The following is a 21,911-nucleotide window of genomic DNA, read 5'->3' as shown; positions in this document are numbered from 1 at the left end:
AAAAAAGAGGATTTTCCGATTAACGTTTAGAGAACTGAGTTCCTCTACGAGCTTTGCGTAGACCGTATTTTTTACGTTCTACCATACGGCTATCTCGAGTGAGAAATCCTTCTTTTTTCAAAGTAGGTTTCAAAGACTCATTGAAAGCCACAAGAGCACGAGCAACTGCGTGACGGATGGCTCCCACTTGGCCAACCACTCCACCACCAGTTACATTGAGTGCAATATCATACTTGTCGCGAGCTTCTAAAACAAGAAGTGGCTCAAGTGCACGGCGAACTAAGTGTTCTCCGTTTTTAATGTAATCTTTTACATCTTTATGGTTTACTGTGATTTTTCCAGTTCCAGATGCGATTTTTGCACGTGCAACGGATGTTTTGCGTCGGCCTACTGCCCAAACTGCTTTTTGCGCCATATTATTTCAACTCCAGTTTTAGGGGCTTTTGAGCTCCCAAGTTGTGGTCATTACCTGCGAATACGCGGCAATTTCTCAACATTTGATCACCTAACTTCGATTTAGGTAACATTCCTTTGACTGCTTCCATGATCACTCTTTCTGGATTCTCTTGGATGAGTTTGTGGAAAGCGATAGCAGTCATACCACCTGGGTAACGTGAGTGGTGGTAGTAAATTTTTTGTTCTCTTTTGCGACCTGTTACAGCCACTTTAGAAGCATTAACGATAATGATATTATCACCACAATCCTGGTTAGGAGTGAAGGTAGATTTGTGTTTTCCGCGAAGGCGGGAAGCTACTTGACTTGCCAATCTTCCGAGAGTCTTATCAGTTGCGTCCACAACAAACCACTGTTTTTGTACGGCTTCTTTTGCAATAGAAGGGGTCTTGTGGGCTTTAGACAATAGTTCCATAAGTACGAGATTTTCCTCTTTTATGTCAGGATTTTCGGTTTTCACACCGGGTCAAACAAATTTATTGGGATTTAACTTTGAAAGAATCCGAAATTATACGAACTCTATTTGGGACAACCCCTCCCCCTGAAGACGATTGTTACTTCTTGGCCCCGAACCGTCTTGTCACCACGGACTCACTCTCCGAAGGAACACATTTCCTTCACCAGTGGTCTTCACCGCAGATTTTGGCAAAAAAACTCGTGGAAGTCAATGTTTCCGATATCATTGCTTCCGGAGGAAAACCCAACGAATGTTTTCTGAACCTAGGTCTCTCCTCAGTTTCTAGAAAAAAAGAATGGATCAAAGGTTTTTCAAAAGAATTGCGAAAATCTTTAGACCAATATGGAATGAAACTCGCGGGAGGCGACACCTTTTCCGCGCCTACCACCCAACTGGCACTGACAGTTGTCGGCACAGTGGACAAACCTTGGTTACGTTCGGGTGGGAAATTCGGAGATTACCTATATCTCACAGGAAGTCTAGGCTTAAGCCAATTGGGCTACAAAACCCTTAAAAAAAAATCAAAAGACAAAATTTATAAAGAAGCAGTGGAACGCCATCTCTCTCCTAAGTCTCGCTATGCGATCTTAAATAAACTAAAAGATTTTAAAATTCATGCATGTATGGACATTACCGATGGGCTCATCCAAGACAGCGAACGTTTGGCTCTCACCTCCAAGGGAAGGTTAAACATCCAAATCGAATCGGTTCCCCTCCACCCACTCGCCGTCCAAGAACTTGGAATTGATTTGTGTTTGGGATCTGGGGAAGAATTAGAACTTTTGTTTTTATCACCAAATATTTTGCCAACTAAACTTGCTGGTATTCCCGTGACAATGATAGGGAAATTTGAAAAAGGAAAACCGGGAGTATTATTCCAAAAAGAAGGGAAACACTACCTCCCCAAAACAAGAGGGTTCCTTCACTTTTCAGAAGAGGAATAAGGAAGGAAAATCTTAAATTCAACTTTTGTTTCTTTCACATCACTTGTATGATCAATTAAATTTAATGCAGAGATGGAACCGCCAAAACGGATGATGGTCTGCATCACAAAACTCAATCCAATTCCAAAATCCAAAGAACCATGTTTTTCATATATATTTTTGTTTAACCTAAAAAATGGTTCAAATATCAAATCCAGATACTCATTCGGAATTCCGTTTTTTGCAAACTGTTCATCTCCAAGAGAATTCACAATCGATAAATAAATTCCGTCTGAATCCAAATTCAACATGGCATAAATTTTACTAGAGCTTTGCGAAAAACGCATCGCATTTAACAAAAGTTCGTGTATCACTTTGCGAAAAAAAACTTTGTTCAGTAATATTTTTTGCGATCCAAGTTCCTTGAATTTATATTCTGGAACTAATAATGTTTGGTCTCTTAATTCTAAAATCGATTTCAACTCATCTTTCAAACTTAACATTTCATTAAAAATTACGAAAGGAGAAACAAGTTGTAAATCAATTCGATCAAAAATGATATCTTCTATCTCCATAAATCGATCTAATACTTTTTTTGAATACGCTGCATTTTCCTCCAAAATACTGAGGATATCAGCATCTAAAATGATTCCTCCTCCTTCTGCTTTTGGCATTGATTTGATCAGGTCTATCATTTGAGTTAAAACTCCAAATCCAGCACCTTGTGCTAAACTTGTACGCAGTCCGTAAAACAAGTTTTTGTGCAATTCATGCGAATTTAAATCACCCTTTTTGATCCTGCTATTTTTGTATGCATACCAATCCAAAAGTTTCTCAAGAGAGATAATCTTTTCGCGTTCATATTCAGAATATTCGTAATCTTTTTCTTTGTTTGAAAGTTGGTATTTGATTCGAGATATAAGTTCATTCGGAACCATCGGTTTAATAATGTAATCCTGAACATGTTCCTTCATCACTTCGATAATGAGTTTAGGATCCTCCGTTGATGTAATTACAACGATTGGTATGTGGTTATTAATTTTTCGTATTTCCTTAACAAATTCTAATCCATTTCCGTCTGGCAATTGGAGATCCGTTAAAACAATATTTTCAGTATGAAGATGGTTTTCTGCTAAATACTCTAAGGCTGATTTGATTTTCGCAAAACTGGTAACTTCCATTCCATGTTTTTGCAGTAATCCACTGTAAAGAAGTGAGATGGTGGGATCGTCTTCCAGTAGTAAAACCTTCGTAATCGCTTTTGGCTTTTCCATCACACCATTCGACGAAAAATATGATAACTAGATCAAGGAAAACCAGGAGTTTTATTTCAAAAAAGAGGACACACTTCCTCCCCAAACAAGAAGGTTCCTTCACTTTTCCGAGGAGGAATACGGAAGGGTCACTTTAAATTCCACCTTGGGCAAAACAACATCGCCTAAATGGTCATTAATATTTTTCACAACAACTGTTCCCCCAAACTTTTGAATGGTTTCTCTTACCAAAGAAAGACCAATCCCAAAATCCAAAGATTCGTGTTTTTCATATAAATTCTTGGTGAGTCGAAAAAAAGGCTCAAAAACCAAATCTAAATATTCATTAGGGATACCAACTCCCATCTTCAAATCCCCTGCCACGGAATTTACAATAGAAACAGATAAAGACTCCTGATCTGACTGAAACAAAATAAATATTGCGGAAGATTCAGGAGAAAACTTCATCGCGTTTACCAATAATTCTGAAAAAACTTTGCGAAATAATTCTCGGTTCCAACTGAGTTTAGTTTTCTCGGAAAACCTTTCTTCCAAACTTCCTAGCTGAATTCTTTGGTTTTTAATTTTTAATAGGTGATTCAAACTATTAACAATAGATTGAAATTCCCCTAAAAAACTTTTAGTTCCTACTACTTCTGATGCAACTCTGTCAAAATAATGTTCTCGATTTCTGAAAAAGTATTCAAAACTTTCTTCGCATAACTTGCGTTTTCTTCCAAGATCAAAAGGACTTCTTTTTGGAGAACATAATCTCCAGATTCAGTTTTCGCCATCCCTTTGATGATATCTATGATTTGAACAAGAATTCCAAAACCAGCACCTTACGACAAACTGGCCCTTAGAATATGAAAGAGGTTTTTATGTAATTCTTGAGTATCAAATTCCCCCATCGCCATAGATCGATTTTTAAAACTATACCAATCCAATAGTTTCTCTAATGAGATAATTTTTTCTTTTTCAAAAATTGTTTTTTGATAATCCATTTCCTGTTTGGAAAGATGGTATTCAATTTTTTTTGCTAACTCTTTAGGCGCAATTGGTTTGAAACAATAATCTTGCACATTTTCTTTCATCACATCAATGATCGATTTGCTATCTTCTTCAGAAGACACAACGATGACGGGAATGTTTGAACTTGATTTACGAACTTCTTGTATTATTTCTTTCCCAGTCCCATCAGGCAAAACAAGATCTGTGACAATCAAATCAATGGATTTAAAACCTTCTTCCTTATAGGTTTTCATAGCTGGCCTAACACCCGAAAAAACAACAATTTCGTAACCGAATGGTCGTAAGGATCCTGTATAAAGGAGAGCTGTTGTTGGATCATCTTCGATGATCCAAATTTTTGGTTGGTGTTTCATTCCCACTACCCTCGTCTATTTTGACGAGGGCTATGGAATGAATCTAACGAAAAGCAAGAAAGATAAGGTTGTTATACTTCCCTTTCTTCGTTTTCTACTGAGGATTCGCGAACTTTTCTTGGTTCTTGTGACTCTTTTGGCTCAGAAGCATTATGCTGCTGGGATTCCGTTTGGTCCTGGTTTTGGTTCTGAGAACCACCACCCCTTCTGTCCCGGTGTTTCTTTCTTGGCGGTCTTTTTTTGTTTGGTTCTTTTTTGCGGTTTTGTTGTCCGAACTGATGGCTATCAGGTTTCGGTCTTTGTCGCAATGAAATTTCCCAAAAGAATGCCGTTTGTACTGCTGATTCGTTTCCTTCCGAAATGGCTACGATTTTATAAACCATAAACGCATCGTAGAAGTAGTCCTTCTTTTTAAAGAAAGAGTTTTGTCTTTCTTTTTCATCGTCAGTGACTTGGAAACGAGGTTGGCTGATAAAAATCTTTACCAAATTATCTTGTTCCCGTTTAGGAATTCCCATCCGCTCAAAAACTGACTGAAGACTTTCTTTGATGTTATGCGCTAAATGGCCTCGATCATTTTCATAAAGGTCTTTGATGAGATCATAGAAAATTAACGAGTAAAAGATAGCTGGTGTCATCTCTTCTCTTGCGGAGAGGAGTTTGTCAGTGACTGCCAGTCGTTTCCCAAGTGGTGTTTCCATAAAATGTTCACGCCACTCTGGATCGGTTTTCTTTAGCTTATCAGCTGGTTCCTTAAAAAGTACATCGAGCAAATGATTCTCAGCAAGGCCTTCGAAGATAATCGAAGTTTTCCAAGTTCGAAACATTTTGTTGTATTCTTCTAAAAGTCTTGCTGTGGAAGATTTTTCGAGTTCCAAACGGTTCTTTTTAATGGCCAGTTTGGTTTTTTTCTCGATGTCGAGTCCCAGTAAAACAGAAAACTTAACCGCTCGTAACATACGAACTGGATCTTCTTTGAAGGAAATATCTGGATCACCAATGACCCTAACGATTTTCTTTTGAATGTCTTCGAATCCACCAACGTAATCCAAGATGGAATCGTTTTTAGGATCGTAAAACAAGGAGTTAATGGTAAAGTCGCGTCTAGCCGCGTCTTCCTTTGCTGTACCGAAGGAATTGTCCCGTTTGATGAGATAATCGTTTTCTGCTTTGTGTTTTTCCAAACGATGTTCCGGTAGTGATCGGAACGTCGATACTTCAATAATTTTACCTTTAAAAATGATATGTACAATTTTAAATCGTTTTCCGATGATTCGGCAGTTATTGAAGATCCTTTTGATTTGGTTTGGAGTCGCACTTGTGACTATGTCAAAATCTTTTGGGCGTTTGCCCATAAGCAGATCTCTGACCCCTCCACCGACTAAATAGGCCTTGTAACGAAACTTGTTCAATCGATTGATGATTTTGATGGCATCTTCATCGATATTGGCCCTGCGTATGGAGTGAGTTTCTCGATAGTATCTCTTTCCCTCGGGGTACATCAAAAAGGAATCGACAGAGTCGGCTTTCTTTCTGAAAAGAGAAGTGAGAAATTTAAACATATTGGATTCATCCACTTTCCCCTGAAAAATGGCTTGGGCAAGGAAAAAATTGGCTGAATAACGAACATTGGCAGAAACTTACGTCACAACCGCCTACGAAAGGCTCCAAATTGCACACTTACGCTGGAAAAAGCGCAGAGAGAAGTGGATTTCCCGTAGCCGGGAAAAGGTGAGCTTTGTCCTCATTCCCAATGACGAAAAACCTCTGGCACAAATTGAAATTTCAGTTGGAATGCTCGGTTTTTTATCGGGGCTCGCCCTATCTCTGGTTCTCCTTTCCTTTGGACTTCTGGTCTACTTTTCATTTTTCTTTGATCGCAATTTTTCTTTGGAGAAAAAAACGGAGACCCAACTGGTTTCCTTTCTCTTTTACGACCTACTTTCCCAAGATTTAAAGGATTCTGTGGAAGAACTTGAGTCGACAACGGAATCACTCAACCTACTGGCCTGGGAGGAAATCCCAGAAAAGGAAATGATCACCCAAGATTATCTTCTCAAAGAAGAGTATCGTAAAGATGCAAGCGAACTAGATTCGAATCTTTTGTTGTTCCAACAAGTGGTTACCACCTACACTCAGTTTGGTGTAAGACTAGGAAATCTTGTCCCTAACTTCCAAAATGCCATTGATTATCTTTCGATGAGGGAAAGTATATTTTACTCCATGCCAAGGGGAAGACCTTTAAAACCAGGAGTGGGCGTTGTGACTTCTACTTTTGGATATCGTAGTGATCCCTTTGGAATTTTACCTGTGGGAGAATACCACTCGGGGATTGACTTTGCCGCAGGAGAAGGAACACCTATCTATGCCACAGGTCCCGGAATCATTGCGGTAGATACGGCTGTGGGTGGGCTTGGAAAATCTGTTCGTATCAACCATGAAAATGGATTTTTCACATTGTATGGGCACTGTTCTCTCATTTTAGTGAACCCAGGGGACCGGGTCAAACGAGGGGATAAGATTGCCCTTGTGGGCCAAACGGGAAAAGCAACGGGAGCTCACGTCCACTATGAAGTGCGAATTGGATTGGATGCTCCTCTTGATCCAGAGGAATACATTAACTTAGATTAAAGTTTGGTTCGAACCTTTGTGTGATTGCAAAAGAGACAAAGGCCGAACCAGTTCGAATGTAAATTCTTTTGTTTAGAATTTTCCGATTAAGTTAAAATCAACGGAATACACACCAGCACCACCAATTACGAGGGCGATGAGAAGTCCTGATGCGAGAATATGAAACTCGTATCCTTCGCCTTTTTGGTTTCCATTCCAATTGATAAAAAATCCATTTTGTCTATGTGCAAGTACTGCTGCACCAATCATGATGATGGTTATGGATGCTGCTGCAAATTTGGTTAGAAAACCTACGAGTAACAATACTGGTCCAAAGGATTCACCAAGAATGATGAGAACTGCCAAAATTCCAGGGAACTTCAACTGCCCTGTAAAAAATCCGTAAGTTCCTTTGAATCCGTAACCACCAAACCAACCGAGTAGTTTTTGAGCACCGTGTGGGAAAATCACAAGAAAGGCTGTGATGCGTAAGATCAGAGGGACGATGTCCCCGGATGTAGAAAAAAGTGTATCGAACATTTGGTTCTCCTTAAGTCAATACCAGATAGTTTAATATTAAACTATCTAGAGTCAAGCTAATTTTTTATTAATTTTCCGAGATTCGGAAGTTTTAAATTCTCCTTTCCCCTTTAAGCCTAAATTTTACCCTTTCCCCTATGTTAGATCGAATTCCGATTCCGAATCCCTTTGGTTGGGAGGGTTTGTCCACTTTCAGCCTTCTTATGATGTTAGCCTTTCTTGTTGGTTCTTACCTTCTCCCGAAGGAACTCGAACGCAAAAAATTAGATCCGAGCCATTCGGATTGGTTGATTTTTCTTGGGATTTTGGGCACTTTAGTCGGTGCCAAAATATTCTTTATCTTCGAAATTTGGGACCAAGTGTTCATTGACGTTCCCGGTTATGACGGAAAGTATTCGTATCCTCTAACCCATTGGAATGGATTCCCGGGACACCCAGGTCTTTGGTCCTCTCTATTTAGTGGTGGTGGCCTCGTATTCTTTGGGGGTCTTCTATTTGGATGGCTATTTATCACTCTTTACTTTCGCCATCACAAACTAGACATCGGTGCTTATTATGATGCGGTCATTCCTGCGATTAGCATGGGTTATGCGATAGGAAGACTTGGATGTTTTGTGAGTGGGGATGGATGTTATGGTTTTGCCACAGATGTAAGAATTCCCTTTTTTGTTTTTGATTTCCACGGAGCCCATCCTTCCGGCGTCCCAGTTTGGAACACTCCTGTGATGGAGTCCATTATGGCATTTGGATACTTTGCCTACTTCCAATTCTTTGCCAGATACCAAAACTTCCGTAAATGGAGTATTGGTGCGCAGTTTCTCATCATCCACGGATTTGCAAGACTCATCATCGAGTTTTTACGTGTGAACAAAGCGGTGATCCCTTTTATTGATCCACCAACTCTTGTGAACATTCCTGATGCCAATGGAAATCCAAGTTTTCTAACCGGTTACTATTGGCATGGATTTTCACAATCCCAATATATCTCCATCGCACTTATCCTCTTTGGTGTGTATTTGATGGTTTCCAAAAAACTCTGGTTAAAGGAAGAAACAAAAGTATGAACCCTTCTCCATTTTTCGAAATTGAAAAAAGAAAAAACGTAGCCATTCTTTGGTTGAATCGTCCTGAAAAAAGAAATGCTATGAACTGGCCTTTCTGGCGTGACCTTCCAGATATGGTGGACCAAATCAATGCAGACCCGCAAATTCACTGTTTTGTGATTGCAGCCAAAGGAAAATCTTTCTCCACCGGTCTTGATTTAGAAGAATTTTTCCAAGAGTTCAAACCTGTGGTACAGGGAGAACTTGCGGATGGACGGGAAAAACTTTACCAACTCATTCTTACGATGCAAAAAGGAATCAATGCAGTTTACAATTCCAAAAAACCATCAATTGCCCTTGTCCAAAAACATTGTATTGGTGGAGGACTTGATTTAGTTTCTGCATGTGACATTCGTTATGCATCTGAAGATGCGATATTTTCCTTACGAGAATCCAAAGTAGCCATTGTGGCAGATATGGGATCTTTACAAAGACTTCCACATTTGATTGGAAATGCACATACAAGAGAACTTGCCCTAACTGGAAAAGATATCAGTGCAGAAGAAGCTTTTCAAATGGGACTTGTGACAAAGGTCACAAAAGACTTTGATTCTTTAATGCAAGTTGGACTCAAAACAGCAGAAGAAATTGCAGAAAACCCAACCATCGTGATCCGTGGGGTCAAACAAGTGTTAAACCACGGAATTGGAAAGACCATCGAAGAAGGACTAGACTATGTAGCCGTTTGGAATGCAAGTATGCTAGACTCCAAAGACTTCCGTTCGGCAATTGGTGGGTTTATGGAAAGAAAACGACCGGTTTACAATCCAGAAACCCGGGTAGACTAATTACCAATTAACAGTAGATGTCGAGTAACCTTTCGCTTTTTGCCGCAGGGCCTACTTTTTCCTCGACGGCCAACTTCATGAGTTTTTCGTTTAGTTGGTTTTGTGCCTGGAAAATTTCCTTCGGCAAATTGACGACAGGGTTTATAGGTATAGATGGAACCATAAAGGACCTCCTTTTACAATCTTTACTCCCTATTCTACCCATCGACCAATCAGATATTTCCTGAAGTAAAAAACACCGTATGAGTTCTTTTTTTTCACTGATCCGCGAAGCCAAACTTTTGGAAGAAGAAAAGGAATTCACTCGGGCATTCAACGTGTATGCGGAAAGTGAATCGCATACTACCGACGAATCCACTCTCATCAAAATCAAAGCGAAAAAAGCCTGGTGTTTGTATGCAGTGGGAAATCCAAGAGAAACCGAATCCCTTTTTCAGGATATCATTCAAAACTATCCCTCTCATCCCTTAAGTATCACCGTTTACTCGCGTTATCTGATCAAATTAAAAAAATTCAAATCGGCAAAGGTTTTACTCCAAAAAAGTGTCCTACAGTTTCCATCCTATTTGGAAAACTACCTACTCCTTGCTTCCCTCTTAAAAGATATGGAACGTTCCGAAGAAGCAATTGAGGTTTTAAAAAAGGCTCTTTCTCAAGAACATTTAAGTAACGGCCGTGGGATCGATCGAAAAGACATTTGGGCGGAACTTGGATCTTTGTATTTTTCTCGTGGCGATTTTAATTCGGCACTTGTTTCCTTAAAAAAATCATTGAAAATGGTGGAACCAGAAGAGTTCCTTCATTACGATTTGCTGGCTCTTTGTTATTTGGAAGCAGAAGATCCAGAAAATGCACTAACATCAATTAGGACCCATATCCAATACTGTAAAGAGATTGACCCAGAGACACTTATCATTTTAGCAAGGGCTCATTGCCGAGTGGGAAAATTGGAAGAAGCTGCCAACAATTTAATCCAAGCTTATTCGATCGAAGATTCTTTATATTTAAAGGCTGCTGACTTTATTGATTTTGCACCGCTACTGAGAAATGGATTTTTTACAACCTTGGAGAATATTGAATGGGAAGAACCATGAAACAAGAGTTTGGTTCACTAGAAGAAGAAATTCTATATGTAAAATCAATCCTAACCAAAGAACGTGAGTATGAACGTTCTTTATTTTTAGAAAAAGGTGAAGATACCAAAGCGATCAAATCTGCAGAATTGGAAGATCTTCATTTTGTTGTCGGAAATACATGGAGGGCAGAATTCCAAATTTCGCCTTCTTTAAAAGCCAAAGAATGGTTAAAACAAGGGATTCCTGTTCTTCTAAAAGGAAATTCCGAATCCATTTTTGGAAATATTTACAAGGCAAACGATACAAAACTGACCGTTCAAATCCGTGGAGACTATGAATGGGAAGATAATGAATTTCAAATTTCAAAGTGGTTCCAAGAATCCACCTATGATTTGTATAACGAAATCATTTCCAAAGTAATCGAAGATAAAGAAAGTTTTTCGCATAAAAAACTCAACTGGATTTTAGGATTTGGACTCGGCGACAAACCCAATCCTCCCAAATCGGGACAAACGACAACCCCACTCGAGCGAATTTTTCAAATTGCAGATTACGGGATGATATTCGGTCCACCAGGAACAGGAAAGACCACCTTACTCATGCAAGCTGTAGAAAGAATCAAAGAAAAAAAACAATCCGTTTTAACACTTTGTCCCACAAACTTTGCTTGCGATTACATTGTGGAACTTGCTTTAAAAAAAGGAATTCGTGTTATCCGATTGGGTAACTCTACGAAAATCAAAGAAGAAATCCTACCCTACCATATAGACAATCTCATCCAAGAACATCCAGACCAAAAACAAATCCACAACTGGCAAACAGAACTAAAGGCCATCCAGAAAAAAGCTAATTCCTGGAAACGAAATTTTGGAAAAGAAGAAAGGGAAGAAAGAAAGGCACAAAGAAAAGAAGCAAAGTTTTTACTTTCCACAATCAGGGAAGCAGAATCAAACATTAGAATGAAGTTACTCGACAACGCAGAACTCATTGTATCTACATTTTCTGGATTTGGAAATGAATTCAAAAAAGGGAGAGAGTTTGATTATGTGTTTGTGGATGAAGCCACTCAAAGTTTAGATCCTGGATGTTACCTTGGTTTGTATGCAGGTAAAAAAACTTTTTTCTTTGGTGATCCAAAACAACTTGGAGCCAGTTTCTCTCACCCAGACCATGATGCCTTACATAGTTTTTTAGAAAAGGCAATCGCCTTTGACTCTGGGGATCGGGTGATCTTTTTAGAAAAACAATTCCGAATGAAACCGGAAATTCTCGGTTTTCCCAATGGGACCTATTATGAAAGTAAAATTTTGACTCATCCCGATGCAAAGTGGAATCACAATATAGACATCTCCCCTATATTAGGAAATAATCCGCCGATCTTATGGATTGATACTGCAGGCAGTGACTCCGAAGAAGAAACAGAAGGGGAAGAGCCAAGTTTTTTTAACCAAACAGAAATCCAACTGGTAGAGACCTTGTTTCGTTTGGGGATACCAAAAGATCAATCAACTGTCATCTCACCTTACAGAGGACAGGTGGAAAAACTCGTCAAATTGTCTTCGGGACGTTGGTTTACCCAAACCATCGACTCTTTCCAAGGAAGAGAGTCGGAAATTGTGATCCTAAGTTTAGTTAGATCCAATCGAGATGGCGATGTTGGTTTTTTACTAAACCCCAAACGTTTGAATGTGGCCTTAACTCGTGCAAAATCGCATCTGATCTTAATTGGAGATTCTGGAACCCTTTGCCAAACGAAAGAATTCCAAGACCTATATTCTTATATCGAATCCGTGGGTGAAATCCGTTCGATTTATGAATTTATGGAATAAAGGCTAAAAAATAGATTCCTTGGGTTCCAAATGATTTCATTTCAATTGTCTACGTTTGATTTTTTTTAGTTTATAATACAATCCACTTGGGTTCTTCTAAAGTATAAACCAAACGAAAGGCTCCATCAGAACCAGGTGGAATATCTGTGATGGATTCAAAATCGAAGTCAGTGGTTTCGTCAGCATTTTCTTTGACAGCACTGGTGACTAAAATCTCCCAAGCTTTGGCAGTATCTTCACCTAACTTGGATGCTGCGTTCACTTCTGCACCAAAAACATCGGTATCTCCAATCTTTAGGATTTTGCCATACCCAAGTCCGACACAAAGTAAAATTTGTTCTTCAGCAGTTCGACCTTCATTATAACGTTTGCAGGCTTTCTGCATTTGAATGGCACACTGAATGGCTTTGTTGGTATTGCGAAAAAGAACCATCAGGCTATCCCCTTCGTCTTTCATCAGAATTCCATCAAATTCATCAAGAACAGGAATGAGGATCCTTTGTGATTCATAGATGGTTTGTAAAAAATGAATGATTCCAAATTTGGCAACCCCACGAGAAAAACCAGATAAATCTGTAAACATCACACACCAGGTTTCTCCGAATAAATCCCAAATTCGTTTGTCGATGATTTCTTGGTTAGAACCAGGGTTCAAACGTTCTTCTAAAAGTTTTTCTAATCGTTCTTCTGATGCAGAGGTGGCAATGGTGCGTTTTTGACCCATGGATGCGAGTATAACACTTTCGTTATGAATGTCAATGGCAATGGCTTAGTAAATGATCTCGAAAGGAAAGATACAAAGAATCATAAACCTTTCTATCATTCATTACTTTTCCCATAGCAAAGGTTGCTTCTTGGAAAGTGACGATAAACTCTGCAAGTTTCATTGTGTCAGTTTTTGCTTTTAAAATCTTTTTCTTTTTGGCAATGTCCAAGTAAGTTTTTGTATTTTGGATCCAGTGGGACAAAAGGTCCTTTGCTTTCTTTTGGAATTCAGGATCAATAGAGGACATTTCTTGGCCCAAGTTGTTCAAGGGGCAACCTCTCGAAACAAACTCATCTGGCCATTCCTCAAATGTTTTTTTAAATGTAAGAATGATTCCTTCCACAGGATCATCATAGTTTTGCAAAGGCAAAATCCACCGATCCAAAATCCCTTTGGATAGAAACTCATCGATGATGGCATAACCCACATGGTTTTTCGTTTGGAAGTGGTAAAAGAACGCACCAATGGTTAAGTTAGCTTTTTGTGCAATTTCACGAACCCCCACACCCTGAAATCCATTTTGGTAAATCAGAACAAATGCAGATTCAATGATCAGTTTACGAGTTTCCTCTTGTTTTCCCATTCCTCACTCGTTCCTTGTATTCTCATCAAACGGAATCACCGTCCCAAGAGAAGACCAAATTTGTCCGGTAGTCCTTACCGTTTTCCGTGGATTCACATTCTATTTATATTGATTATAAATTCTATTGACAACATATCACTTGATATGTTTTTCTGGCGAGACCGATTTTTTAGCAGGTGATTTTATGAACGAAATAAACCAATCCCCAACCTACCTCTGGGTGGGACGGATTCTCAGTGGTCTTGTGATTGCTTTTCTTCTCTTTGATGCGGGCGGAAAATTAGCAAAAATTGATCCAGTCCTAAAAAGTATGGAGGAACTTGGTCTTCCCATATCGAGCGCTGCGACCATAGGAATCCTTCTTCTTGTGATCACAGTGATGTATGCCATTCCGCAAACAGCTGCACTGGGAGCACTTCTACTCACTGGATATTTAGGCGGTGCTGTTGCCATCCACCTGCGTGTGGGAAATCCCCTTTTTAGCCATACTCTTTTTCCAGTGTATATAGGAATTCTTCTTTGGGTAGGACTAAGCTTACGAAATCCAAAAGTAAAAGAACTCTTTTGGTTTTGATCTATGCATAAAAAAAGACCCTTGGTTTCCCTTGGGTCTTTTTATAAAAAAGATAGTTTAGCGGATTCTTTCCGCCAAACCAATCTTAGCAAAACTCTTAGTTTTGTTTTAACATGTTTTTGTTTGTGTAAGGAACTTCTTCCAAACCTTTTGTAAGGTCAGAAAGTGGGATCTTATCTTTCGGAAGATCTTTTAAGCTACCATACTCATACCCACGTGGATAATGTTCTTTGTCTGTTGGGCTGTAAAATGGGTTGTACTCTTTTACTAGGCCTTTGGAATATCTCCAAACACTAACTTCTGGATCTTGGCTTACAACAAAACAACGAGGACTCATATAACCTTCGTTTTTTGCTGTTTGCACTTTAATAAAATACTTTGGTGCCCAAACGTTGTGGTTACGAGCATCAAATATTTTTACTACTGTTCCTGCAGGAACAAATTCCACCACTTTCGAGTTAGAATCAGCTTCCGAGTATAAAGGAACTGTAAAATCCAAACTTGCTTTGTTTGTTTTTGCATCACAATTTTTATGCCAAGTGACTTCCGCATTTTTGGAACAAGCTGTGAAACTTGCTCCCGCAATCATGAGTAATACAATTTTGTTTTTCAATTCCATTCTCCTATTGGTGGTGGTGGAGGCACTCATCCAAACGAGGGTCTCCAACCGGAACTAAGCTGTGTTTTTCCAACTTTTTGAAGATAAAGAATCCAAAGATTCCTACCACACCCACTGTTCCGCCGAACGCTAAAACAAAGTGAAGGATAGAAAACTTTTCGAAGTTTGCAGGGAAAACCAACCAGAATAGTTCAAAGAACTGAGTGACTAGAATCCAAGCTGCCAATTTCCAAAGGAAATCAATGTCTCTTTTGTTGGGACGATTGAGAAGAAGAAGGAATGGAATCACGAACTTCACAAAAGGAAGTGCGAGAGTTGTATATCCCCATCCGCCAGTCATACGCATTTCGTAGAAGAAAGTTTCTTCTGGGATGTTTGCATACCAAATGAGCATAAATTGTGAGAATCCCACATAAGCCCAAAATGTTGTCATACCCAAAAGGAATTTTGCAATGTCATGATAATGGTTTTCGTTGACTGCTTCGCCAAGGTATCCGTTTTTCTTCAAAATTGCGATTACAATTAAGTAAGAAGCAAGGGAAGTTTGGAAAGCACCTGCAAATGCATACACACCAAACATAGTAGAAAACCAGTGCGGAGTGAGTGACATGAGAAGGTCAAATGCCATAAAACACCAAGAAAGTGCAAAGAAGAGAATAAATCCCCCAGAGATCTTTGCCAAAGTTTTGGTTGTATCCACAACCTTATCTTTGTCCTGACCGACTGATTTTCCATGAAAGATGTAAGCAAATACAGACCAAATACCAATGAAAGCAACACATCGAATTATGAAAGCTGTTGGGTTTAGGTAACCTGATTTGTGGTGGATGAGGTGGTCGTTTTCACGAACTGTCGCATCCGCCCATTCATAAAGGTCATGCATTCCAAAAATCACACCCACAAGTAAAAGACCTGCGATTGGTGTGAAAAGTCCGTAAGTTTCAAAAAGTCGTCTAACAGTGACAGACCAATGAGAACCAGTTAGGTGTTGGATTGCTGTAAAAAAGATTCCTGTGATGGCAAGACCCACAACAAAGTAAGTTCCAATCAGTAAAATATGGTAACCTAAATTTGTATGATGGAAATGACCAGCTTCGTCCATGTGACGAGATGTTTCATGACCAAATCCGAGGAAAGCGATGAGAAAACTCACCACTCCCACTCCGATCATAGCAATGAGGGCATTACGAAGAGTAACTGGCAGTTGGAACTGCAGTAATTTTTCGTCTAGTTTCGCTGCTTTTGTAGAGCTCATAATTTCCCCTAGTTCGCCTTTTTATTTTGAACTTCATGTTCTTGAAGTTTGCGGATGTAAGCAATGAGCTTCCATCTGTCTTCTGGTTCGATTTGGTAAGCATAACTTCCCATGAGACCACGACCCATCGTGATGATATGATAGATTTGTCCATCAGACCAACCTTTGATTTTATCAGACACAACAGAAGGAGGTGATTGTTGGAACCTTGGAGCAGGTCCAACAACCGTTCCATTCCCAAGACCCCTTACCCCGTGGCAAGGTGTGCAGTAGGTTTGGTAACGTTTTTCACCAATCATTAAATCACCTAAGTTTGCTTTGGCGATTGGATTTTTTAATCCTTTGTCTGCCCCTGGAAGTGTGTCAGGAGTTGCTTCTGCTGCATAAGGGTATGGAAAATATCCTATTGGAATCGCACCTTTGGGTGGAATCCGAGAAGCAGATCCATTGGTTGCAAAAGAATCTGCTTCTTGTGACTCACGCGCAGGAGAATCATACATACTAGGAAAGTATTCATAAACGGGAGTTTTGTAATCACAATTCACGAGAACAAGGAGTCCCGCTAGCGCTAAAACTCTAAAGATGTTTTGTTTCATTTTTGGTTCTCCGGTTTTACCACGGTTACTTCCGATCCACCAAGGCCTTTTACGAAAGAAACAACTTCTGATTCGTTATAACCTTTAGCAGATTTTGGAATCCAAAGTCCGAATCTGTGAGATGTCAAATCCGGGTGAAGGATTCGTCGGGTTGCTTTGGGAATACCGCTTAAAAAACATAAGGCAGCTACAGTGTAAATCCCTGCAGAAAATACTGTTAATTCAAAGATGATTGGCACATAAGCAAACCATGCATTGAGAGATTTTCCAGAGATATTGAGAGGCCAGTCATAGGCATGAGTGAGATACTGGAAGAGAATCCCGATCGTGCATCCAAAGATACCAGCAAAGAAAGTGATCCAAGGGAGTCCTGATCTTGGAGTTCCCATCGCTTCATCGATCCCGTGAACAGGATAAGGAAGGATACAATCAAATCCTTTGTAGTCTTTTTCTTTGGCTTTTTCAGCCGCATGCATGATTGCTTCGGGAGTCTCGAAAATTCCGAGAACTCCTTCATCCATTTCTTTGTATTTGTGAAACTGTTCTAATTTTGGAAGATACATACTAGTGGTGTGCTCCTTCTTTCTGTGGCATCACTGTTTTTACTTCTGCAATCGCAATCACTGGCATAATTCGGCACCAGAGAAGGAAGAGAGTAAAGAAGATACCGAAAGTTCCGATTAACATTGCGTAGTCGAAAAGTGTCGGTGTATACATTGCCCAGCTGGATGGTAAAAAGTCTCGGTTCAGAGTCATCATGATCACAAATCGTTCGAACCACATACCTACGTTTACCACAAGGGAGGCAACAAACATCACAGGGATATTGTAACGGAGTTTGCGGAACCAGAACACTTGAGGTGACAATACGTTACAAGAGATCATGATAAAGTATGCCCAACCGTATGGACCGAAGGCTCTGTTCCAGAATGCGAACACTTCGTATTCATTTCCAGAATACCAAGCGATAAAGAATTCTGTTCCGTAAGCAAGACCTACGATAAGACCTGTTACCATCATGATTTTATTCATGTTGTCCAAGTGTTTCATCGTAATGTAGTTTTTTAGATTGAATACTTCACGAGCAATGACCATCAGTGTTACCACCATCGCAAATCCGGAGAAAATCGCACCGGCAACAAAGTATGGAGGGAAGATGGTCGTGTGCCAACCTGGAAGAATGGAAACAGCGAAGTCGAAGGATACAATGGTGTGAACCGAAAGAACGAGTGGAGTAGAAAGAGCTGCCAAAATCATGGAAACGATTTCCAGATGAGACCAAGATCTAGCCGATCCAACCCAACCGAAAGCAAGAACGTTATATAAGTTCTTTCTCCAAGTTTCTGTCGCACGGTCACGAAGTGTTGCAAGGTCAGGAATGAGTCCTAAATACCAGAACACCATGGAGATGGAAAGGTAAGTTGATACCGCAAACGTATCCCAAATCAGTGGGGAACGGAAGTTCACCCAAAGTGGACCTCTTTCGTTTGGATAAGGAAACAACCAAAATCCGAGCCAAGGACGACCTACGTGAAGGATGAGGTTCGATGCCGCAACAAGTACGGCAAAGATGGTCATCGCTTCTGCAGCTCGGTTAATCCCTGTTCTCCAACCTTGACGGAAGAGAAATAGAACCGCAGAAATCAAAGTTCCTGCGTGACCGATACCGATCCAAAATACGAAGTTGACTACGAAAAATCCCCAACCTACCGGGTTATTGATCCCGAGTAGGTAAAGACCTTCATAAAACAAATAACCGATGATGGCTACGTCGATCAGGGTGATCGTAAGTACCAAAAGAAAGGTATTCCACCAAAGTTTGGTAGGGAAATCTTCGTTTGGTTTTGCGATATCAACGGTTACATCTTTAAGCGACTTCCCGCCTGTTACCAGGTCGGGGATATCTAATTTATCTCGAACTGCTTGTGCTAATGACATTCCCTTTGTGTTCTCCCCTGTTAAACGTCGTTTCGAACGCGAGTCATATAGGTGACAGCAGGTCCGATGTTTAGGTATTCCAGAAGTTTGTAAGACCTAGGGTCTTTCAAGAGCTTCGCTACTTTTGATTCAGGATCATTTACGTTACCGAACACAATGGAATTAGAAGAACATGTTTGTTCACATGCCGCTTTTACTTCTCCATCTCGTAATGTTCTTCCTTCGTTTTTCGCTGCGATTTTTTTCTCAGCAACTCGGGAAGCACAGAAGTTACATTTTTCCATAACCCCACGAGAACGAACGGTAACATCTGGGTTCAGACCAAGGTTTCTTGGAGGGCGAGCCTTAAATGTAGGTGTTGCTTCCCCGAGAAGGTTGTGTTCATTCCAATGTTCTAACCAGTTAAAACGACGCACTTTGTAAGGGCAGTTGTTTGAGCAGTAACGAGTTCCCACACAACGGTTGTAAACCATATCGTTGGTTCCTTCCGAACTGTGAACAGTCGCAGCTACTGGACAAACTGTCTCACAAGGAGCATTGTCACAATGTTGGCACATCAGTGGTTGGTGCGCAATTTCGAGTGATTCTGGTTTTTCAGGATCACCGATGTAGTAACGGTCAATACGAAGCCAATGCATCTCACGACCCATTCTCACTTCGTCACGTCCTACCATTGGCACGTTGTTTTCAATATTACATGCAACGACACATGCACCACAACCGGAACAAGAAGTAAGATCCACTGCCATTCCCCATTTGTATCCTGGGTATGCAAATTGGCTTCCTGGTTGGTCAGAAGGAGCGTTCGCTCCTTGTGCTCTTTGTAATTTTCCATCGATTAGGATTTTTGGAATCTCTGGTTCAGGAATTCCTGCTCCAGGATTTTTTGCATAATCTTGGAGTTTTGCAGAAATGATAAGAGGTCTTTCTTTCCACTCAACACCCATCATCACACCAGGACTCATCATATGGTGATCTTGTGTGGTAGCGAGTTTGTATTTTTTTCCTGTTGGAGAAAGAGTGATGGAAAGTCCAGAATAAACAAGTGATCCGTTTACTTCTGTTGCAAGAAGGTTTGCGTTTTTCCCTACTCCGTTACCAATCTCACCCACGTTTGTTCTTCCGTAACCAAGAGCAATTCCCACTGCTTCTGGATGGAGGCCTGGTTGGACGAGAGCTGGAAGTTCAAATGATTTACCGCCAACAGTGACTGTGACAACATCATTTAACTTAATTCCCGACGAACGAGAGTATTGTGGGCTAATCGCAACATAATTGTCCCAAGTCACTTTAGATACTGGATCTGGAAGTTCTTGGAGTTGCGAGTTGTTTGCTCTTTCGCCAGAGCCGAGAGCGGTGCTTTCGTAAAGAGAAACTGTTAAACCTGACTTGGAAGGTGCGAGAGGAGCAATGGTTCCGCGGAACGAACGTCCAGACTTGTCAGCTTTTGGATTTCCAGAAACTAACACACCTTTTCTGAGTAAGTCTTCCCAGTTTGTTTTTTTAGAGTATTTTGATTTGAGGTAGTCGTATAACGAACTTGCACCAAGAAGCGATCCACCAGCCCAAGTGATGAGCATGTCTTCAAACGCTTTGGATTGGAAGATCGGTCGGATGGTTGGTTGTTGGATCGCAACAATTCCCGCTACCGATTCATTATCACCCCAAGACTCAAGGAAGTGAGACACTGGAGCAAGCCAGTTGGAAGCAAGTGCTGTTTCATCCGCTCGGTCAGAAACTTGTACTACTTGTGCTGCTTCATGAAGGAGTTTTTTCCACTCATCTCCGTTTGGCGCTTGGTAGACAGGGTTCACACCGAAAAGAATCACCACACCGGCCTTTCTTTCTTTTAAGTCTTTTGCTAGAGTTTTTAAGTTTTCTGAATAGTTAGTTCGTCCTTCTTTCAAAGGATTTCCTGCATCGATGGTTTTTCCATCGTTACCGAGCATGCTGTTTAACATGTTTACTGCGATTTGTAAATCAACAGCGTCTTCAGTAAGAGCATTCGAACCACCAGCAACAACAAGGGATTCACCCTTTGCAGATGCAAGGGCCTTTGCTGTGCGTAAAACCACTTCTTTGGAAATTCCAAGTTCCGCTGCAGAAGATTCTACATTGATTCCGGAAACTCCTGTGGCTCCACCCACTCCCAAATCAGAAAGAGCTTTTGCAATCACAAGAGCAAACTTTCTTTGGTCACCTGGTTTTAGTGGCACTCTTTGGTCAGCGTTGGAACCCGTCATAGACGGATGTGTTTCTGCCGCAATGAAAGCATTAAAGGATTTTACACCTTTATCTTGTAAGTCCCTTCTTTTAGAGAAGTCATTGTGGTAGTTTGTGTGATTTAAAAAATCACTGTCGATGGAAAGGATCACTTTTGCTTTGTCGAAATGGTAGTTTGGAAGAACTGCCTTTCCGTAAGATTTTTCTTGAGCAAGGGTAATCGCATCATCAGAAGAAGCAAATGCTACTTCGATGTGTTTTCCACCACCCACTGATTTTAAGAATTCAGAAATGAATTCAGAAGTAGCAGGAGAAGAAAGAGGTTTTGTGACAACAATGGTTTTTCCTTTGTTGGCGTTTAGTTTCTCTTTTACATCTTTGTCCAAAACAAACCAGTCGCTAGACTTCGCAGTTCCATTCACCACTTGTTGTGGTTCTTTGGCACGGTCTGCATCATAAAGATCAAAAATGGAAGCTTGTCCAGAAGCGCAAAGAGCACCTTCCGAAATCGGATGGCTTGGATTTCCTTCGAGTTTCAAAGGTCGTCCGTCTTTTGCTCTCACAACAATACCACAACCTACAGAACATCCACCGCATACGGAAGCGTAGTGGTAAGAGTGTCCATGTTTTACGAAGTCATATTGTTCTACTTCGTTGTTGTCTGGGTTCTTGATGGTGAGGTTCACATAAGGAACAATTTTTTCAGCAGGTTTTTGGATACAACCAACAGTTGTCATCACAACCGAGGCACCCATAAACTTTAAAAAAGTTTTTCTATCAAAATCACCCTTTTTGATTTTTGCAATCAGGGGATCTGGAGATTTATAGAACTCTTGCTTTTGCAATTCACGTTCGCGAGAAGTTCCGCGAAGTTCATAAGATTGCCAAAGCGATTTTTTTTCTTTTTGGAAACTATCGTCTTTCATCATAAATTATTAC

At 40.3% G+C, this 21,911-nt stretch carries 22 protein-coding genes; 7 read left to right on the top strand and 15 right to left on the bottom strand.

The window, feature by feature from the left end; translation table 11 throughout:
• Positions 1-19: 19 nt before the first annotated feature.
• Positions 20-415 carry a 30S ribosomal protein S9 gene (gene rpsI, locus EHR01_RS02410; RefSeq protein ID WP_004789169.1) on the bottom strand — a complete coding sequence of 132 codons (396 nt, stop codon included), beginning with the start codon at positions 413-415 and terminating at the stop codon, positions 20-22.
• Between the two features lies 1 nt (position 416).
• A complete protein-coding gene (rplM, locus tag EHR01_RS02405) occupies positions 417-869 on the bottom strand; it encodes a 50S ribosomal protein L13 (protein WP_002973943.1) in 453 nt (150 codons plus the stop codon).
• Between the two features lie 77 nt (positions 870-946).
• Between rplM and thiL the strand changes: the two genes are divergently transcribed.
• Complete coding sequence (thiL, locus tag EHR01_RS02400) at positions 947-1,855, top strand: thiamine-phosphate kinase (RefSeq protein ID WP_135693015.1); 909 nt, start codon at positions 947-949, stop codon at positions 1,853-1,855.
• Here the strand turns inward: thiL and EHR01_RS02395 are convergent.
• From EHR01_RS02395 to pcnB, 4 genes are all read right to left on the bottom strand, one after another.
• Positions 1,834-3,108, bottom strand: coding sequence for a hybrid sensor histidine kinase/response regulator (locus EHR01_RS02395; RefSeq protein ID WP_135693014.1), 1,275 nt, complete (start codon positions 3,106-3,108; stop codon positions 1,834-1,836). The two genes, thiL and EHR01_RS02395, sit on opposite strands and share 22 nt — an antisense overlap.
• Positions 3,109-3,207: 99 nt before the next feature.
• Positions 3,208-3,690 (bottom strand): sensor histidine kinase, encoded by a 483-nt coding sequence (locus EHR01_RS19290; RefSeq protein WP_244309953.1) that lies wholly within the window; start codon positions 3,688-3,690, stop codon positions 3,208-3,210.
• 239 nt (positions 3,691-3,929) lie between these two features.
• Positions 3,930-4,472: a response regulator gene (locus tag EHR01_RS19285; protein WP_244309952.1), complete on the bottom strand. Its 543-nt coding sequence runs from the start codon at positions 4,470-4,472 to the stop codon at positions 3,930-3,932.
• A 71-nt stretch (positions 4,473-4,543) separates the two neighbouring features.
• On the bottom strand, positions 4,544-6,034 hold the full coding sequence (gene pcnB / locus EHR01_RS02385; protein ID WP_135693013.1) for a polynucleotide adenylyltransferase PcnB: 1,491 nt from the start codon (positions 6,032-6,034) through the stop codon (positions 4,544-4,546).
• Between the two features lie 67 nt (positions 6,035-6,101).
• Here pcnB and EHR01_RS02380 point away from each other — a divergent pair, with 67 nt between their 5' ends.
• Positions 6,102-7,103, top strand: coding sequence for a M23 family metallopeptidase (locus EHR01_RS02380; RefSeq protein WP_135693012.1), 1,002 nt, complete (start codon positions 6,102-6,104; stop codon positions 7,101-7,103).
• A 72-nt stretch (positions 7,104-7,175) separates the two neighbouring features.
• Here the strand turns inward: EHR01_RS02380 and EHR01_RS02375 are convergent, their stop codons facing one another.
• Positions 7,176-7,622: a DoxX family protein gene (locus EHR01_RS02375; RefSeq protein WP_135693011.1), complete on the bottom strand. Its 447-nt coding sequence runs from the start codon at positions 7,620-7,622 to the stop codon at positions 7,176-7,178.
• A gap of 137 nt (positions 7,623-7,759) precedes the next feature.
• Here EHR01_RS02375 and EHR01_RS02370 point away from each other — a divergent pair, with 137 nt between their 5' ends.
• The 4 genes from EHR01_RS02370 to EHR01_RS02355 all read left to right on the top strand — a co-directional run bounded on the left by EHR01_RS02370 (position 7,760) and on the right by EHR01_RS02355 (position 12,418).
• Positions 7,760-8,686, top strand: coding sequence for a prolipoprotein diacylglyceryl transferase (locus EHR01_RS02370; protein ID WP_135693010.1), 927 nt, complete (start codon positions 7,760-7,762; stop codon positions 8,684-8,686).
• Positions 8,683-9,513 (top strand): crotonase/enoyl-CoA hydratase family protein, encoded by an 831-nt coding sequence (locus EHR01_RS02365; RefSeq protein WP_135693009.1) that lies wholly within the window; start codon positions 8,683-8,685, stop codon positions 9,511-9,513. The genes EHR01_RS02370 and EHR01_RS02365 overlap by 4 nt, the downstream gene beginning before the upstream one ends.
• Positions 9,514-9,755: 242 nt before the next feature.
• Positions 9,756-10,607, top strand: coding sequence for a tetratricopeptide repeat protein (locus EHR01_RS02360; RefSeq protein ID WP_135693008.1), 852 nt, complete (start codon positions 9,756-9,758; stop codon positions 10,605-10,607).
• Positions 10,592-12,418, top strand: coding sequence for an AAA domain-containing protein (locus EHR01_RS02355; protein ID WP_135693007.1), 1,827 nt, complete (start codon positions 10,592-10,594; stop codon positions 12,416-12,418). Before EHR01_RS02360 ends, EHR01_RS02355 begins: the two co-directional genes overlap by 16 nt.
• 70 nt (positions 12,419-12,488) lie before the next feature.
• Here EHR01_RS02355 and EHR01_RS02350 read toward each other — a convergent pair whose 3' ends face one another.
• Together EHR01_RS02350 and EHR01_RS02345 are read right to left on the bottom strand one after the other, a co-directional pair.
• Positions 12,489-13,142, bottom strand: a complete 654-nt coding sequence (locus EHR01_RS02350) for an adenylate/guanylate cyclase domain-containing protein (RefSeq protein ID WP_135693006.1) — start codon at positions 13,140-13,142, stop codon at positions 12,489-12,491.
• 31 nt (positions 13,143-13,173) lie between these two features.
• Positions 13,174-13,767, bottom strand: a complete 594-nt coding sequence (locus tag EHR01_RS02345) for a TetR/AcrR family transcriptional regulator (protein WP_135693005.1) — start codon at positions 13,765-13,767, stop codon at positions 13,174-13,176.
• A 184-nt stretch (positions 13,768-13,951) separates the two neighbouring features.
• Here EHR01_RS02345 and EHR01_RS02340 point away from each other — a divergent pair, with 184 nt between their 5' ends.
• On the top strand, positions 13,952-14,341 hold the full coding sequence (locus EHR01_RS02340; RefSeq protein ID WP_135693004.1) for a DoxX family protein: 390 nt from the start codon (positions 13,952-13,954) through the stop codon (positions 14,339-14,341).
• A 97-nt stretch (positions 14,342-14,438) separates the two neighbouring features.
• Here EHR01_RS02340 and EHR01_RS02335 read toward each other — a convergent pair whose 3' ends face one another.
• Genes EHR01_RS02335 through EHR01_RS02310 form a run of 6 tightly spaced genes read right to left on the bottom strand, consistent with a single transcriptional unit; the run spans position 14,439 to position 21,898 of the window.
• The gene (locus EHR01_RS02335; RefSeq protein ID WP_135693876.1) at positions 14,439-14,954 is read right to left on the bottom strand and encodes an Lsa16 family lipoprotein adhesin; all 516 of its coding nucleotides are present in this window, start codon (positions 14,952-14,954) and stop codon (positions 14,439-14,441) included.
• A 10-nt stretch (positions 14,955-14,964) separates the two neighbouring features.
• On the bottom strand, positions 14,965-16,215 hold the full coding sequence (locus EHR01_RS02330) for a hypothetical protein (RefSeq protein ID WP_135693003.1): 1,251 nt from the start codon (positions 16,213-16,215) through the stop codon (positions 14,965-14,967).
• 8 nt (positions 16,216-16,223) lie between these two features.
• On the bottom strand, positions 16,224-16,811 hold the full coding sequence (locus EHR01_RS02325) for a c-type cytochrome (protein WP_135693002.1): 588 nt from the start codon (positions 16,809-16,811) through the stop codon (positions 16,224-16,226).
• Entirely contained in the window at positions 16,808-17,374 is a 567-nt protein-coding gene (locus EHR01_RS02320; protein WP_135693001.1) for a DUF3341 domain-containing protein, read from the bottom strand. The genes EHR01_RS02325 and EHR01_RS02320 overlap by 4 nt, the downstream gene beginning before the upstream one ends.
• A gap of 1 nt (position 17,375) precedes the next feature.
• Complete coding sequence (gene nrfD, locus EHR01_RS02315; RefSeq protein ID WP_002974485.1) at positions 17,376-18,749, bottom strand: NrfD/PsrC family molybdoenzyme membrane anchor subunit; 1,374 nt, start codon at positions 18,747-18,749, stop codon at positions 17,376-17,378.
• Between the two features lie 20 nt (positions 18,750-18,769).
• The gene (locus EHR01_RS02310) at positions 18,770-21,898 is read right to left on the bottom strand and encodes a TAT-variant-translocated molybdopterin oxidoreductase (protein WP_208721736.1); all 3,129 of its coding nucleotides are present in this window, start codon (positions 21,896-21,898) and stop codon (positions 18,770-18,772) included.
• Positions 21,899-21,911 lie beyond the last annotated feature (13 nt).

The organism is Leptospira mtsangambouensis, assembly GCF_004770475.1.
Lineage (GTDB): Bacteria > Spirochaetota > Leptospiria > Leptospirales > Leptospiraceae > Leptospira_A > Leptospira_A mtsangambouensis.
The sequence above is the reverse complement of the archived record's forward strand: the minus strand, read 5'-3'. Positions and strand labels throughout refer to the sequence as shown.

What these genes read in the sequence shown, in the direction of transcription:
- EHR01_RS02310 (WP_208721736.1), bottom strand. Translation starts at nt 21,898, where the DNA reads ATGAAAGACGATAGTTTCCAAAAAGAAAAAAAATCGCTTTGGCAATCT.
- EHR01_RS02330 (WP_135693003.1), bottom strand. Translation starts at nt 16,215, where the DNA reads ATGAGCTCTACAAAAGCAGCGAAACTAGACGAAAAATTACTGCAGTTC.
- EHR01_RS02355 (WP_135693007.1), top strand. Translation starts at nt 10,592, where the DNA reads ATGGGAAGAACCATGAAACAAGAGTTTGGTTCACTAGAAGAAGAAATT.
- EHR01_RS02320 (WP_135693001.1), bottom strand. Translation starts at nt 17,374, where the DNA reads ATGTATCTTCCAAAATTAGAACAGTTTCACAAATACAAAGAAATGGAT.
- nrfD (WP_002974485.1), bottom strand. Translation starts at nt 18,749, where the DNA reads ATGTCATTAGCACAAGCAGTTCGAGATAAATTAGATATCCCCGACCTG.
- EHR01_RS19285 (WP_244309952.1), bottom strand. Translation starts at nt 4,472, where the DNA reads ATGAAACACCAACCAAAAATTTGGATCATCGAAGATGATCCAACAACA.
- EHR01_RS02360 (WP_135693008.1), top strand. Translation starts at nt 9,756, where the DNA reads ATGAGTTCTTTTTTTTCACTGATCCGCGAAGCCAAACTTTTGGAAGAA.
- rpsI (WP_004789169.1), bottom strand. Translation starts at nt 415, where the DNA reads ATGGCGCAAAAAGCAGTTTGGGCAGTAGGCCGACGCAAAACATCCGTT.
- EHR01_RS02345 (WP_135693005.1), bottom strand. Translation starts at nt 13,767, where the DNA reads ATGGGAAAACAAGAGGAAACTCGTAAACTGATCATTGAATCTGCATTT.
- EHR01_RS02325 (WP_135693002.1), bottom strand. Translation starts at nt 16,811, where the DNA reads ATGAAACAAAACATCTTTAGAGTTTTAGCGCTAGCGGGACTCCTTGTT.
- EHR01_RS02375 (WP_135693011.1), bottom strand. Translation starts at nt 7,622, where the DNA reads ATGTTCGATACACTTTTTTCTACATCCGGGGACATCGTCCCTCTGATC.
- EHR01_RS02340 (WP_135693004.1), top strand. Translation starts at nt 13,952, where the DNA reads ATGAACGAAATAAACCAATCCCCAACCTACCTCTGGGTGGGACGGATT.
- rplM (WP_002973943.1), bottom strand. Translation starts at nt 869, where the DNA reads ATGGAACTATTGTCTAAAGCCCACAAGACCCCTTCTATTGCAAAAGAA.
- EHR01_RS02370 (WP_135693010.1), top strand. Translation starts at nt 7,760, where the DNA reads ATGTTAGATCGAATTCCGATTCCGAATCCCTTTGGTTGGGAGGGTTTG.
- EHR01_RS02395 (WP_135693014.1), bottom strand. Translation starts at nt 3,108, where the DNA reads ATGGAAAAGCCAAAAGCGATTACGAAGGTTTTACTACTGGAAGACGAT.
- EHR01_RS02350 (WP_135693006.1), bottom strand. Translation starts at nt 13,142, where the DNA reads ATGGGTCAAAAACGCACCATTGCCACCTCTGCATCAGAAGAACGATTA.
- pcnB (WP_135693013.1), bottom strand. Translation starts at nt 6,034, where the DNA reads ATGTTTAAATTTCTCACTTCTCTTTTCAGAAAGAAAGCCGACTCTGTC.
- EHR01_RS02365 (WP_135693009.1), top strand. Translation starts at nt 8,683, where the DNA reads ATGAACCCTTCTCCATTTTTCGAAATTGAAAAAAGAAAAAACGTAGCC.